The sequence below is a fragment of the Delftia sp. GW456-R20 genome (assembly GCF_001622915.1).
Lineage (GTDB): Bacteria > Pseudomonadota > Gammaproteobacteria > Burkholderiales > Burkholderiaceae_C > Comamonas > Comamonas acidovorans.
The window spans coordinates 2873105-2886465 of record NZ_LWCN01000004.1; the positions used below are offsets into that span (position 1 = coordinate 2873105).

7 protein-coding genes are annotated in these 13361 nt (G+C 66.7%); 3 read left to right on the top strand and 4 right to left on the bottom strand.

Annotation, left to right across the window (positions count from 1 at the left end; all coding sequences use genetic code 11):
• Nucleotides 1–6: 6 nt before the first annotated feature.
• From xrtH to htpG, 3 genes are all read right to left on the bottom strand, one after another.
• The gene (xrtH, locus tag A4F85_RS18180) at nucleotides 7–558 is read right to left on the bottom strand and encodes an exosortase H (RefSeq protein WP_063327363.1); all 552 of its coding nucleotides are present in this window, start codon (nucleotides 556–558) and stop codon (nucleotides 7–9) included.
• Between the two features lie 149 nt (nucleotides 559–707).
• On the bottom strand, nucleotides 708–4316 hold the full coding sequence (locus tag A4F85_RS18185) for a DUF11 domain-containing protein (protein WP_063327364.1): 3609 nt from the start codon (nucleotides 4314–4316) through the stop codon (nucleotides 708–710).
• Nucleotides 4317–4681: 365 nt separating this feature from the next.
• Complete coding sequence (htpG, locus tag A4F85_RS18190) at nucleotides 4682–6634, bottom strand: molecular chaperone HtpG (protein WP_012203106.1); 1953 nt, start codon at nucleotides 6632–6634, stop codon at nucleotides 4682–4684.
• A gap of 243 nt (nucleotides 6635–6877) precedes the next feature.
• Here htpG and aqpZ point away from each other — a divergent pair, with 243 nt between their 5' ends.
• From aqpZ to A4F85_RS18205, 3 genes are all read left to right on the top strand, one after another.
• Complete coding sequence (aqpZ, locus tag A4F85_RS18195; RefSeq protein WP_012203105.1) at nucleotides 6878–7582, top strand: aquaporin Z; 705 nt, start codon at nucleotides 6878–6880, stop codon at nucleotides 7580–7582.
• A gap of 215 nt (nucleotides 7583–7797) precedes the next feature.
• Complete coding sequence (locus A4F85_RS18200; RefSeq protein ID WP_063327365.1) at nucleotides 7798–10023, top strand: TonB-dependent receptor; 2226 nt, start codon at nucleotides 7798–7800, stop codon at nucleotides 10021–10023.
• A gap of 132 nt (nucleotides 10024–10155) precedes the next feature.
• Nucleotides 10156–10836, top strand: a complete 681-nt coding sequence (locus tag A4F85_RS18205) for a Fe2+-dependent dioxygenase (RefSeq protein ID WP_012203103.1) — start codon at nucleotides 10156–10158, stop codon at nucleotides 10834–10836.
• A 24-nt stretch (nucleotides 10837–10860) separates the two neighbouring features.
• On the opposite strand, the gene A4F85_RS18210 is transcribed toward A4F85_RS18205, so the two are convergent.
• Nucleotides 10861–13272 carry a TonB-dependent siderophore receptor gene (locus A4F85_RS18210; RefSeq protein ID WP_063327366.1) on the bottom strand — a complete coding sequence of 804 codons (2412 nt, stop codon included), beginning with the start codon at nucleotides 13270–13272 and terminating at the stop codon, nucleotides 10861–10863.
• Nucleotides 13273–13361 lie beyond the last annotated feature (89 nt).

Consider the following 13361-nt stretch of genomic DNA (forward strand, 5'->3'; position numbering starts at 1 on the left):
TGCTCCTCAGGCGGCCACGGCGGCGGAAGCTGCAGCGGCAGGCGGCAGCGGCGGCTGGCCGCCGTCATCCTGCGACGGCGCCTTGCGGCCGCTCCAGCGCACCCACAGCAGCCAGAACACCAGCACGTCCAGCATAATCAGCGCCTGCCAGAGGTACTCGTGCGCGAAGTTGAAGGCCGTGGTGCTCCACTGGCCCAGGTAGAACAGGCTGATGACGCGCAGCACGTTGATGGCCTGCACGGCCACGAAGCCGGCCAGCAGGCCCACCAGCTTCTGGCGCCATGACGAGGGGAAGGCCATCACGGCGGCAAACAGCACGATGTAGGCCTCCAGGCCGTTGCAGCCGGCCTCGATGGAGACGCCGAAGCCCGTGGCCGTGTTCCACAGCACCTTGCCCGTAGCCGAGGCCGTGCTGTCGAACCAGGTCACCAGCGAGGCGCAGATGTGCGCCAGAAAGGACGTCCAGGGCAGCACGATGTGCTGCTGCACCCAACTGAGCAGGTTCAGCCCGAACATCGTCAGCTGGATGGCCAGAAAGATCAGAAAGAAGCGCAGCATGGCAGGTCTTGGAGTGTTGGTTGCCGGGCTTGCGACCTGGCAGTTGCGAAACAGTGTCCCTCTATAGGCTCGCATTATCTTCGGACCGCTCAAAGACGACAAAGGCCGGTGCGTGAATCACGCCACCGGCCCTTGCCGTCACGGGCGCATCACCGACGCTCGCGCCTGCGCATGGTCCCCAGCGCCATCAGCGCCAGCAGGGACGACATCAGCATCAGGCCCCACTGCGACAGCGTGGGGATGCTGGCCGTGGTGTCCGGGCCCGGCTTGAGCGGCGTGGTGGTCGTGCCCTTGTCGTTGTCGGGATTGCCGTCACCGGGCACCGAGACCGTGGCCGAGTTGACCAGCGGGCGGGCGCCCTTGTAGGGCTTGTCCAGCTTTGTCTCCAGCGTGAAGACCGCCGTGCCGCCCTGGGCCAGCTGCGGCACGCTGCAGGTCACGGTGCGCGTGCCGCTGGCGTAGCTGCAGCCTGCCGAGGCCGAGACGAACTCCAGCCCGGCGGGCAGCACGTCGGTCACCGAGCCGCCCGCGGGCGACTGCGGATCGCGGCCGTAGTTGGTGACGGTCAGCGTGTAGCTGGCCGTGTCGCCATCGTCCAGCGGGCCGGCGGGGCCCTGCTTGCCGATCCCCAGGTCCACGGCATTGCCCTGGCGGCTGGTGGAGGTCCGGTCGGTAGTGGTGTTGTTGACGATCACATCGCCGCCATTGCTCAGCCATTCCGTCTCGAAGGGCTTGACCGAGGCCTCGTGGTAGATGGTGCCGCCCGATGCCTTGTCGGGCAGGGTCTGTGCGCGCATCTTGAACTTGATGGTCATGCTCTGGCCCGGAGCCAGCGCCGGGATGGTGCACTGCAGCGGCCCGCTGGTCGCGTTCAGCGCCGGCTGCACGCCGCACCAGGATGCGGAGGCGCCGGGAATGCCGGCCAGCGCCAGGCCGTTCTGGTAGCTGAAGGTGGCCGTGGAGCCCGATGCGGGGAACTTGTCGGTCACGACCACCTGGGTGGCGTAGGAGGGGCCGGAGTTGGTCACCGTGATGGTGTATTCGGTGTCCTCACCCAGCACCAGGCCGTCCGCCGTGTGGCGCATACTGATGTTCACATCCAGCTCGGCGCGCTTGAGCCGGGCCTTGGCCTCGGCCTGGTTGTTGGCCTTGGTCAGCTCCTCGGTGGTGGTGTCCACCGCCACGGTGTTGGAGATCTCCGTATCGGCCGCCAGATCGCCGCGCGAGCGCATCTTGTAGCTCACGGTGTACTGCGCGCCTGCAGCCAGCGGATTGGTCCAGGCGCATTCCAGCGTGCCGCCCTGCACGCCATCGGTGGCCGCCGGAGTACAGGTGCCGCCGCCGGTGACCGTGGGCGTGCCGATGAAGATGGCGTCTGCAGGCAGCACGTCCTTGAGCGTGACATTGGCGGCCGACGAGGGGCCGTAGTTGGGCACCGTGACCGTATAGGTCAGCGGCTCGCCCGCAGCCGCCACCTTGGGCGAGACCTGCTTTTGCGCCGCGATTTCCGCGATGGCCTGCACGGTGATGCTGGCCGTAGAGGAATCGTTGCCGGGATCGGCGTCATGGATGTCCAGCGACTGGGCCGAGGCCGCGTTGGCATAGGTGCCGGTGGTGGCGCGCTTGGGGCGGATCTTGACCTCGATCACCACCTCGGCCTCCGGGGCCATGGAGGAGATGTCGCAGGTCAGATCGCGCGTCTCGCTGTTGACCCCGCCCGAAGGGGTGCCGCAGCTGGCGTTGGCGCCGGAGACGATGCGGCTGGAGACAAAGCCGCCGCCCGGGTAGGTGTACGGCACGGGATTGCCGGCCTCGTCCACCGGGTTGCCGCCCACGATGCGCACGCCGTCAATTTGCTTGACCAGGGACTGCAGCGCGTCGCGCACGCGGACATTCGTCACCGTCGTGCTGGCCGAGTGGTTCTTCACCACCAGCTGGTAGGTGACCTCTTCACCGCTCTTGATGGAGGCCGGCGGCACAGGGCTGACCACGCTCTTGACGATGCCCACATCCACCTTGTCGGCAGACACGGTGACAGTCGCGGAGGTGGTGGCCGATGCATTGTCCCGGCCGATCACGCCAGCGGAGGCGTTGTTGGTGAAGTCCAGATGGCCCGAAGCCAGCGTGACCTTGGCCCTGACCTTGATCTGGCGGCTGGCGCCCACGGCCAGGCCCGCTGTCGAGGTGCAGCTCAGGGTGGAGCAGGTCCAGTCCCCCGCGCCGGTGCCCGCACCGGACATGCTGACGATGGCCATGCGGCCGTCTGCGGGGTTGTCGGTCACGGTGATCTGCTGATTCGGCAGCACGGGCATGGGGCCGGTGTTGGTCACGGTGATCGTGTACTCGAACTCCTGGCCTGCCAGCACCGGGCGGCCAGGGCCTGCCTTGGCCAGCCTCAGCCGCGCATCGTTGCTGAAGCTCACCGCCGCGCTATCGGTGTTGTTGGTCTTGTTGGGCTCGTTGAGTTCGGGTGGAACCCCGATCACGCCCTGATTGACCAGTTGCGCACCCGGCGTTCCACCCGCAGCCACGCTGGCCTTGAAGCGGATGGCCTGCATGTTGGCGTAGCCGGCCACCGGGTACTCGCCCGCATGGGTGCAGGTGATGGTGCCGCTGCTGTGGCCGCAGTTCCAGGGCGCCGTGCTGCCGTCGAAGCCCGTGAAGGTCACGCCGGCCGGCAACGTGTCGGTGATGGTGAGATCGCGCGGCACGAGCGAGCCGCCTTCGCGGCGCGGCTGCAGCGTGTAGGTGACCTCGGTCACCTGCAGCGCATCCAGCACCGTGGGCGCCACCTGCTTGCGCAGCGAGACATCCACGAACTCGCTGCCGCTGGAGACCACGGCGGCGCTGGCGGTGTTGTTGCCGGACTGGCCGTCAGGCATCTCCGTGCTGGCGTCCTTGTAGCCCTTGACGCTGGCAGCGCCGGCAATGGTGCCGCTCATGTTGGCGATGGCCGGCACGGAGATGGAAGGCAGCACGGCGCCCGGCAGCACGGGGCCGCTGCGCGTGCAGCTGAGTTCGCCCGAGATCAGCGGATAGCCCGAGGCCGGCGTGCAGCTCCAGCCGCTGCCTGAGGGCACGCCCGTGACCACGGCGCCGTTGGGCACGGGGAAACGCACCACGGTACGGCCACCGGCGGGCACCTCGGACGGGCCCTTGTTCTGCACGTCGATGGTGTACTGGAAGGCGCCGCCGTTGGCGACGCTGGCGGGAGCCGCCATCGCGATAGCCAGATCGGCGGCCTCGGTGGTGGTGAAGTTGCGATCGAGCTGCGTGTTGTTCTGGTCGTTGTCGTAGTCGGGCGAGGCCATGCGCGCGCTGGCCACGGCGCGCCAGTTGGTGCCGACGGTCGGCAGGATGACCTCGAAGCCCACGGACTTGAAGCCGTCGGCGGGCGCCAGGTTGCCGATGTTGCAGACCAGCGTGTTGTTGCCTGCGGTGAGCACCGTGCCGGCAGCCGGTGCCGTGCAGGTGATGCCGCCCGGGCTGCTGCTGTAGCCCTGGAACACGGCTCCCACGGGCAGCACCTCGGTCAGGGTGACGCCTACGGCGTCGGGACCGATGTTGTTGTGCCTGACCTTGGCCACATAGGTGAAGGTGCCGCCGGCAGGGCCTGCCGATGCGTCCTGTCCGTCATAGAGACCGTCCTGGTTGACCAGGATGTCGGTGTCGGCCGGCGCCGCCACGGCAGCCGCTGTTGCCAGCAAGCCGCCGGACAGCAGCGCACGCGCCAGCCAGCCCTTTCTCGTGAAAGCCATACAAACCTCTCTTTTGCTTCGTTGACAGCGCCGAATGCCGCAGGCACGGACGCACGAGGTGCCCGGCTGGAACAGCTCTGTCAGAAAGCCGACTACCGGACGCACCAAAAGGAGGCATGATGGTTCTTTATTACCAAAAGTAAATATGATCTGGAATTTTTAACAAAAGTGAGTATTTAGAGGTATTTGTGAGTTTTTCGTGAGTCGACCTTTTCCGGCCGGTTTTCCTCACGGAACGCAGACGTGAAAAAGCCGGTGGCAGCATGGCTGGCACCGGCTTGCAATGCTGATCTGCCGCGCGCTGGCGCGGCAGTGAGCAGGCACTAAGGCCTAGGGAATGCGGCGAGGCAATCCTTGTGAGGAACTCACGCCAGCAGCGCGTTCACGCGCCTGACGTAGGCAGCCGGGTCTTCGGGCATGCCGCCTTCGGCCAACACGGCCTGGTCGAACAGGATGTTGGCCAGGTCATGGAAATGCACCGATCCGTCCAGCTTCTTGACCAGCGGATGCTCGGGGTTGACCTCCAGCACGGGGCGGGCGTCCGGCGCCTGCTGGCCGGCCTGCTTGAGCAGGCGCGCCAGCTGCAGGCTCATGCCGCCGTCCTGCACCACCAGGCAGGCAGGCGAGTCCACCAGGCGCGTGGTCACGCGCACGTCCTCGGCCTTGTCCTTGAGCGCTTCCTTGAGCTTGGCCAGCAGGGGCTTGAAGGTCTCGGCAGCTTCCTCGGCGGCCTTCTTTTCCTCTTCGTCCTGCAGCTTGCCAAGGTCCACGGCGCCCTTGGCCACGGACTGCAGCGGCGTGCCGTCGAATTCGGTCAGGTAGCCCATGGCCCATTCGTCCACGCGGTCGGCCATCAGCAGCACTTCGATGCCCTTCTTGCGGAAGACTTCGAGCTGCGGGCTGTTGCGGGCTGCGGTCAGGGAGTCGGCCGTGATGTAGTAGATCGCGTCCTGGCCTTCCTTCATGCGGGCCTTGTAGTCGGCCAGCGAGACGATGGCCTCGTCCTGGCTGGTGGAGGAAAAGCGCAGCAGCTTGGCGATGCGTTCCTTGTTGGCAAAGTCCTCGCCCAGGCCTTCCTTGAGCACGGGGCCGAACTCGGCGTAGAACTGGCTGTACTTGCCTTCCTTGGCCTTGTCCTCTTCGCTGACCACGTCGGTGACGCCGTCGGCCGCCGCGTCAGCGGCAGCGTCGTGGCGATCGTGCTTGGCCAGGTCTTCCAGCATGGACAGCACGCGCTTGGTCGAGCCGTCGCGGATCAGGCGCACGTCGCGGCTTTCCTGCAGCAGCTCGCGGCTGACGTTCAGCGGCAGGTCGGCCGAGTCGATCACGCCCTTGACGAAGCGCAGGTAGCCGGGCATCAGCGCCTCGGCGTCATCCATGATGAAGACGCGCTTGACGTAGAGCTTGACGCCGGCCTTCTTGTCGCGGTTGTAGAGGTCGAACGGCGCCTTGGCCGGGATGAACAGCAGCTGCGTGTACTCGGTGTTGCCCTCGACGCGGTTGTGGCTCCAGGTCAGCGGGTTCTCGAAGTCGTGGCTGATGGCCTTGTAGAAGTCCTGGTACTGCTCGGCCGTGATGTCCTTCTTGGGACGCGTCCACAGCGCGCTGGCCTTGTTGATGGTCTCCCACTCGCCCGTCTTCTCCATGGTGCCGGGCTGGTCGTTCTCGCCGTCCTTCCACTCCTCTTTTTCCATGAGGATGGGCAGGCTGATGTGGTCGGAGTACTTGCCGATGACCTGCTTGATCTTCCAGGCGTTGAGGAACTCCTCGGCCTCGGGGCGCAGGTGCAGCGTGATGCTGGTGCCGCGCTGGGGGCGCTCGATCTGCTCGACCTCGAACTCGCCCGTGCCGCCGCTGGTCCAGCGCACGCCTTCGGAGGCCGGCAGGCCCGCGCGGCGTGTTTCCACGGTGATCTTGTCGGCCACGATGTAGCCCGAGTAAAAGCCCACGCCGAACTGGCCGATCAGCTGCGAGTCCGACTTCTGGTCGCCCGACAGCTTGTCCATGAAGGCCTTGGTGCCGCTCTTGGCGATGGTGCCCAGGTTGTCGATGGCTTCCTGCTCGCTCATGCCGATGCCGGTGTCGGCAATGGTCAGCGTCTTGGCGGCGGCGTCGAAGGACACGCGCACTTCCAGGTTGGGCTGGTCCTCATAGAGGGAGGCATCGTTCAGCGCCTCGAAGCGCAGCTTGTCGCAGGCGTCGGAGGCGTTGGAGACCAGCTCGCGCAGGAAGATCTCGGGGTTGGAATACAGCGAATGCGTGACCAGGTGCAGCAGTTGTGCAACTTCGGCCTGAAAAGAATGGGTTTGCTTGCTCATGCAGACAGTGTCCTATGTCCTATGGGTTCACAACAGGGAAAAAATCAGCCCTCATCTCGGGCCGGCGAGCGCATTATCAAGACCCCGCCGCCCCTGTGGCGACGCAGGCTCTGGACGATTGTTCACTTTCTTGCCCTCACGGCGGGGCTGGCGCAGGGCTATAACTGCGCCACTTTCCGCTGTGCGGCGGACGGTGCGCGCAGGGCCCGGGCGCAATGGCGGGCCTGCTTCAGGAGATTTTCCATGCACAGCTCTGTTCAAAAATGGTCCGCCGAATTCCTCGGGACCCTGTGGCTGACCCTGGGCGGCTGCGGTGCGGCCGTGCTGGCCGCCGCCTTCCCGCAGGTGGGCATCGGCCTGGTCGGCGTCTCGCTGGCCTTCGGCCTGACGGTGCTCACGGGCGCCTATGCCTTCGGGCCCATCTCAGGCGGGCACTTCAACCCGGCCGTCTCCGTGGGCCTGGCCATGGGCGGGCGCTTTGCCTGGAGCGAACTGCCGGGCTACATCGTCTCGCAGGTGCTGGGCGCCATCACGGGCGCGGCCATCCTCTATGTGATCGCCACGGGCAAGGCCGGTGCCGACATCGGCGGCTTTGCCACCAACGGCTACGGCGCGCATTCGCCGGGCGGCTACGGCATGACGGCAGCCCTGGTCACCGAAGTGGTGATGACGGCCTTCTTCATCCTGGTCATCCTGGGCGCCACGGCCAAGCGCGCGGCAGCCGGCTTTGGCGGGCTGGCCATCGGCCTGTGCCTGACGCTGATCCACCTGATCTCGATTCCCGTGACCAACACCTCGGTCAATCCCGCGCGCAGCACGGGCCCGGCCCTGTTCGGCCCCGAGATCGCGATCTCGCAACTGTGGCTGTTCTGGGTGGCCCCCATCGTGGGTGCGCTGATCGGCGCCGTGATCTACAAGGCCCTGCTGGCCAACCCGGCCAACGAATAAGGCCAGGGACGGGCGCTGCAGGCGCCCCGCAGCAGACTCAAGCGGCTGGCGACAGCCGCTTTTTTCATTGAATCTTTGGTGAAACACGGTTTTCGTTTGTTGCATGGCGGCAACGCGAAGGACTTTCACCCGGCACAAACCGGCCAACTTTACGAAACAGAAACCGAACGCTAGTGATTCGCAATAACAATTCGCGGGCTTTCATCGGAGTGAACATGAGCAAAATCCAACAAATCCTCCCCCCCGCGAACGTCACGCAGCTGGCCCTTGCCGCTGCCCTGTGCCTCGCGGGCACCCCGGCCTTCGCGCAGACCAGCACCACGCTGGGCACCGTGAACGTGACGTCTTCGACCGAAGCGCCCGTCAAGACCGACAACGCCTCCTCGGCCAAGTTCACGGCCCCGCTGGTGGACACGCCCAAGACGGTGCAGGTCATCAACGAGGAAATCATCAAGCAGACCGGCGCGACCAGCCTGCAGGAAGCCCTGCGGTCCACGCCCGGCATCACCTTCGGCAACGGCGAAGGCGGCAACCCCTCGGGTGACCAGCCCTTCATCCGCGGCATGGATGCCCAGGCCAGCACCTTCGTGGACGGCATGCGCGACATTGCGGCCGGCACGCGCGAGGTGTTCAACCTGGAAGCCGTGGAAGTCATCAAGGGCGCCGATTCGGCCTATGCAGGCCGTGGCGGTGCTGGCGGCTCCATCAACCTGGTGACCAAAAAGGCCAGGAACGAGAACTTCATCAGCGGCGACGTGGGCCTGGGCACGGACAGCTACCGGCGCGCCACCATCGACGCCAACCGCGTGCTGGGCGAAGGCGTGGGCCTGCGCCTGAACGCCATGGTGCACGACGCCGACGTTCCCGGCCGCAGCGGCCCCGAGAACAAGCGCTGGGGCATTGCCCCCACGGTGACCTTCGGCATGGGCACGCCCACCGAGGTCTCGCTGTCCTGGCAGCACCTGCAGACCGACAACATTCCCGATGGCGGCGTGCCCTACCTGTACAGCAGCACGGCTGCGGCCGGCCTGCGCGGCGGCAGCGTGGTGCGTCCCACCTACGGCAACAACCGCGACAACTGGTACGGCCTGACCAGCCGCGACTACGAAAAGGAAAAGAGCGACCTGTTCACGGCCACCGTGGAGCACAAGTTCACCGACACCCAGAAGTTCCGCAACAGCCTGCGCTACAGCAAGACCGAACAGGACTACCTGTGGACCCAGCCCGACGACAGCAAGGGCAATGTCGTCAACGGCTATGTGTTCCGCCGCGGCAATGCACGCGTGGCCGACATCAAGACGCTGCAGAACCTCTCGGAATTCACGGGCAAGGCCCAGACCGGCAGCGTGGGCCACAGCTACTCGTTCGGCCTGGAACTGTCCAAGGAAAAGGCTGAATCCCGCACCGCCGCGCTGCAGACCACCAACACCACCTGCACGGCCGCCAGCCTGTGGTGCGCCTCGCTGAACAACCCCGACAGCAGCCCGCTGTGGAACCTGCCCGTGACGCTGGGCGACCCCAGCCACAACCAGATCGACACCGTGGCGCTGTACGGCTTCGACACGCTGAAGTTCAACGACCAGTGGTTGCTCAATGCCGGCCTGCGCATGGACCACTACAAGATCAGCTCCTCCGGCCCCGCCGGCCGCAACACGCCCGCCTATGACCTGAGCCGTTCGGACACGCTTTTCAACTACCAGCTGGGCCTGGTCTACAAGCCGGCCACCAACGGCAGCATCTACGCCAGCATCGGCACCTCCTCGCGCCCCGGCGGCTCCATGCTGGGCAACGGCAACGAGGACCTGGGCATCTCCACCGACCAGCTGGCCAACCTCGCTCCCGAGAAGACCCGCTCGCTCGAGCTGGGCACCAAGTGGGACCTGATGGAAAAGCGCCTGGCGCTGACGGCAGCCCTGTTCCGCAACGACGTGACCAATGCGCGCATCACCGAAAACGGCGTCACCTACATGGGCGGCAACAAGGTGGTCAACGGTGTGGAGCTGGGCTTCACGGGCAGCGTGCTGCCGGGCCTGAGCGTCTTCGGCGGCTACACCTACATGGACAGCGAGCAGAAGAACGCAGGCGCGGGCAGCGTGGCCAATGGCCAGCCCTTCCCCAACACGCCCAAGCACAGCTTCAGCCTGTGGACCAGCTACAAGCCCATGGCAAAGCTGACCGTGGGCCTGGGCATCTACGCCCAGAGCAGCGTGAACCAGAGCTACATCCTGTCCACGGTGGATGGCGGCATCGTCACCAAGGGTGCCAGCGGCTATGCGCGCTACGACGCCATGGTGGCCTACCAGATCGACCGCAACCTGACCGTGCAGCTGAACCTGTACAACCTGGGCGACAAGGTCTACTACAGCGGCATCCGCTCGCCCCACTACGCGACCATGGCCGCAGGCCGCTCGGCCGTGGCCTCGCTCAAGTGGACGTACTGATCTGCTGATCGCCCCGCGCGAACGCGCAGCGGCTTGACGCTGCGCAGATCACCGCAAAGCCCCGCAGGCCATCGCCGCCTGCGGGGCTTTTTTGCGGGACACTCGCTGATTCCCCCCTGAGGACCGCCTGCCATGATGCTCCGCATACCCGCCCTGCTCAGCCCCGACGAAGTGCGCCAGTGCCGCCAGGCGCTGGAGCAGGCCCCGTGGCAGGACGGCCGCGCCACGGCCGGCCCTCTGGCGGCCCAGGTCAAGGCCAACCTGCAGCTGCCGCTGGACAGCCAGGCCGGCCAGGCGATAGGCAACCTCATCCTCGACAAGCTGGGGGCCAGCGCGCTGTTCATGTCGGCCACCCTGCCGCTGAAGGTGCTGCCGCCGCGCTTCAACCGCTACGAGGGCGGCGGCACCTACGGCAACCATATAGACAACGCCATCTTCACCATCCCCGGCACGGCCATCAAGGTGCGCAGCGATGTCTCCACCACCGTGTTCTTCAGCGAGCCCGACGAGTACGAAGGCGGCGAGCTGATCGTGGAGGACACCTTCGGCCACCAGAGCGTGAAGCTGGCCGCGGGCGACGCCATCGTCTACCCCGGCACCAGCCTGCACCGCGTCAACCCCGTCACGCGCGGCACGCGCTACGCCAGCTTCTTCTGGACGCACAGCCTCGTGGCCTCGGACGAGAAGCGCCGCATCCTGTTCGACCTGGACCAGCAGATCCAGCAACTGACGGTGCGCCACCCGGGCGACCCCGCGCTTTCCGCGCTGTCCGGCACGTACCACAACCTGTTGCGGATGTGGTCGCAGGCCTGACGACAAAGCGGGCCGGCAGCCGCATCAGAACCTGTACCGCGCAGTCAGCAGCACATTGCGCGGATCGCCATACACGCCCGTGCCATAGGAGCCCAGGCCCGGCATATAGGTCTTGTCGAACAGGTTGTTGACGTTCAGCGTCACCGACCACTGGCGGTCCACGTCGTAGCGCGCCATCAGGCCCACCAGCGCATAGGCGCGCTGGTCGGCGCGTGCATAGGGGGCGGAGGACTGCTGGTAGTAGGTCAGGCTCTGCCAGGCCAGCGACCCGCCCACGGTCCACTGCGGGTTGAGACGGTAGCTGGTGCTGAGCTTGAACAGGTGGCGCGGCTGGTTGGTGTTGACGGCGCTGAGGATCACATCGGGCTGGGCCGGCGCGCGCGAGGTACGGTAGGTGTAGCCGCCGTAGATGTTCCAGGCCGGCGTGATGCTGCCCGACACCTCCATCTCCACGCCCTTGCTGGTCACGCCGTCGATGGCCGCATAGACCTCTTCCCCGGTTTCCGGATTGGCGCTGACGTACTGCGCGGCATTGCGCTGCTGGATGTGGAACAGCGCCAGCGAGGCGTTGAGCCGGCCGTCCAGGAACTCGCCCTTCACGCCCACTTCGCGGCTGCGGCCGGTGAGCGGCGGCAGCGGGCTGCCGGCTGCGTCCTTGTAGTAGGTCTGCGGATTGAAGATATCGGTCTGGCTGGCGTACAGCGACAGCTGGCGGCTCAGGTCATAGACCACGCCTGCATAGGGCACGGTCTTGTGCGCCACGCGCAGCGCGTTGTTCACGCCGTAGCTGCCGTCCAGGCCCGTGGTGTCGTCCAGCATGTCGTACCAGCTCACGCGCGCACCCAGGATCACGGACAGGTCGTCCGTGGGCCGCAGGCGTGCTGCACCGAAGGCGCCCTTCTCCACGATGCGCGTCATGCGGTGGTCGCGCAGCTGGAAATCGGGCCGGGGCACCTGGCCGTCCCACTCGAAGTAGTTGCCCACGGGGCCGTAGGCGTTGGTGTAGCCGGGCGCATGCCGGCGCTGGCGCGACCAGCTGGCGCCGAACGACAGCTCGTGCTCGCGCCCGAACAGCTGCAACGGCCCGGACAGCGCCGCATTCACGGCCTGCGTGGTGGCATCGGTGGGAATCTTGTTGGACAGCATGTTGATGCCCAGGCCGCTGACCGGGTCCACCATGCCGTGGGCGGCCACGCCGACCTCCACGTCGCGCGACTGGCGCAGCCGGCTGGCCGACAGGTCCGCCTTCCAGCCATTGCCGAAGCTGTGCTTGAGTTCGGCAAACAGGTTGGTGCTGTCGTTGTCCCAGTACGACCAGCGCGCGGCCGGGTTCAGCGAGGTCGGGAAATGCGTGCGGCTGCCATCCTTGAAGAACAGCGGGATGTGGCCGAAGCTGGCCCCGTTGGCGCGCGTCTGCATGTGGTCAATGCCCAGGCTGGCCACCGTGCCCGGACCCAGGTCGGCCTCGATGATGCCGTACAGGCTGCGCACGTTGCGGCTGTAGTCGTCCACATGGGACCTGGCGTTCTGCGCCACGGCCACCACGCGGGCGCGCACGCGGCCGTCCTCTGTCAGGGGAGCGGAGATGTCGCCCACGCCGCGCAACCGGTCATGGCTGCCGATGGCCGCCTCGGCCGAGGCCTGGAAGGTCTTGGTGGGCCGCTTGCGCACCAGATTGACCACGGCCGACGGATAGCCCGCGCCCGTGAGCAGGCCTGTGGCGCCCTTGACCACTTCCACGCGGTCATAGATGGCACTGTCGGCCAGCGAGGTGGTGTACTGGTTGGCCGAGTCCATGGTGTTGGGCACGCCGTCGAACTGGAAATTCTCGATGGCATAGCCGCGCGAGTAGAAGGTGGTGCGCTCGCTGTCGTTGCGGCCCACGGTGATGCCGGGTGTCTTCTCCAGCACCTCCGGCAGGCTGGTCAGGCCCTGGTCGTCCATGAGCTGGCGCGTGACCACGCTGACGGACTGCGGCGTCTCGCGCTGCGACAGGCCCAGCCGTGTGGCCGTGCTGGACTGGCGCGTGGCGTAGGAGCCCGTGCCTTCGGAGACCGCGCTGCGCTCGGCAGCCGCCGTCACGTTGACCGTGGCCAGCGTGGCGCCTGCAGCGGCAGCGGGCACCACCTGCTCCACCCGCCGCAGCGCATAGGCGCCGCTGGCCTGGCGCACGGCCTGCCAGGCGGTGCCGGCCAGCAGGGCCTCGAAGGCAGCCTCCACCGTGTAGCTGCCGCGCAGGCCCGCGCTGCGCTGTCCGGCCGTCTGATCGGCCGTGAAGATCAGGGCCACGCCGGCCTGGGCGGCCGTGCTGCGCAAGGCGGCATCCAGCGGGCCGGCAGCGACGTCATAGCTGCGCTGGGCCTGGGCCAGCACGGCGGCGGGCATGAGCGCGATGGCCAGCGCCAGCGCGGGGCGGGGCATGAAAAGGGGTTGCATGGTCCTGGGTTCTCCCTGTGTTCCGATGTCGAAAATCAAAGCTCTCGGAAACAAGGAAGCGCGGCGCGGGAAATCGGGTCACCCCCGGC

Coding starts and splice junctions, on each gene's coding strand:
- xrtH (WP_063327363.1), bottom strand. CDS start 558: ATGCTGCGCTTCTTTCTGATCTTTCTGGCCATCCAGCTGACGATGTTC.
- A4F85_RS18185 (WP_063327364.1), bottom strand. CDS start 4,316: ATGGCTTTCACGAGAAAGGGCTGGCTGGCGCGTGCGCTGCTGTCCGGC.
- htpG (WP_012203106.1), bottom strand. CDS start 6,634: ATGAGCAAGCAAACCCATTCTTTTCAGGCCGAAGTTGCACAACTGCTG.
- aqpZ (WP_012203105.1), top strand. CDS start 6,878: ATGCACAGCTCTGTTCAAAAATGGTCCGCCGAATTCCTCGGGACCCTG.
- A4F85_RS18200 (WP_063327365.1), top strand. CDS start 7,798: ATGAGCAAAATCCAACAAATCCTCCCCCCCGCGAACGTCACGCAGCTG.
- A4F85_RS18205 (WP_012203103.1), top strand. CDS start 10,156: ATGATGCTCCGCATACCCGCCCTGCTCAGCCCCGACGAAGTGCGCCAG.
- A4F85_RS18210 (WP_063327366.1), bottom strand. CDS start 13,272: ATGCAACCCCTTTTCATGCCCCGCCCCGCGCTGGCGCTGGCCATCGCG.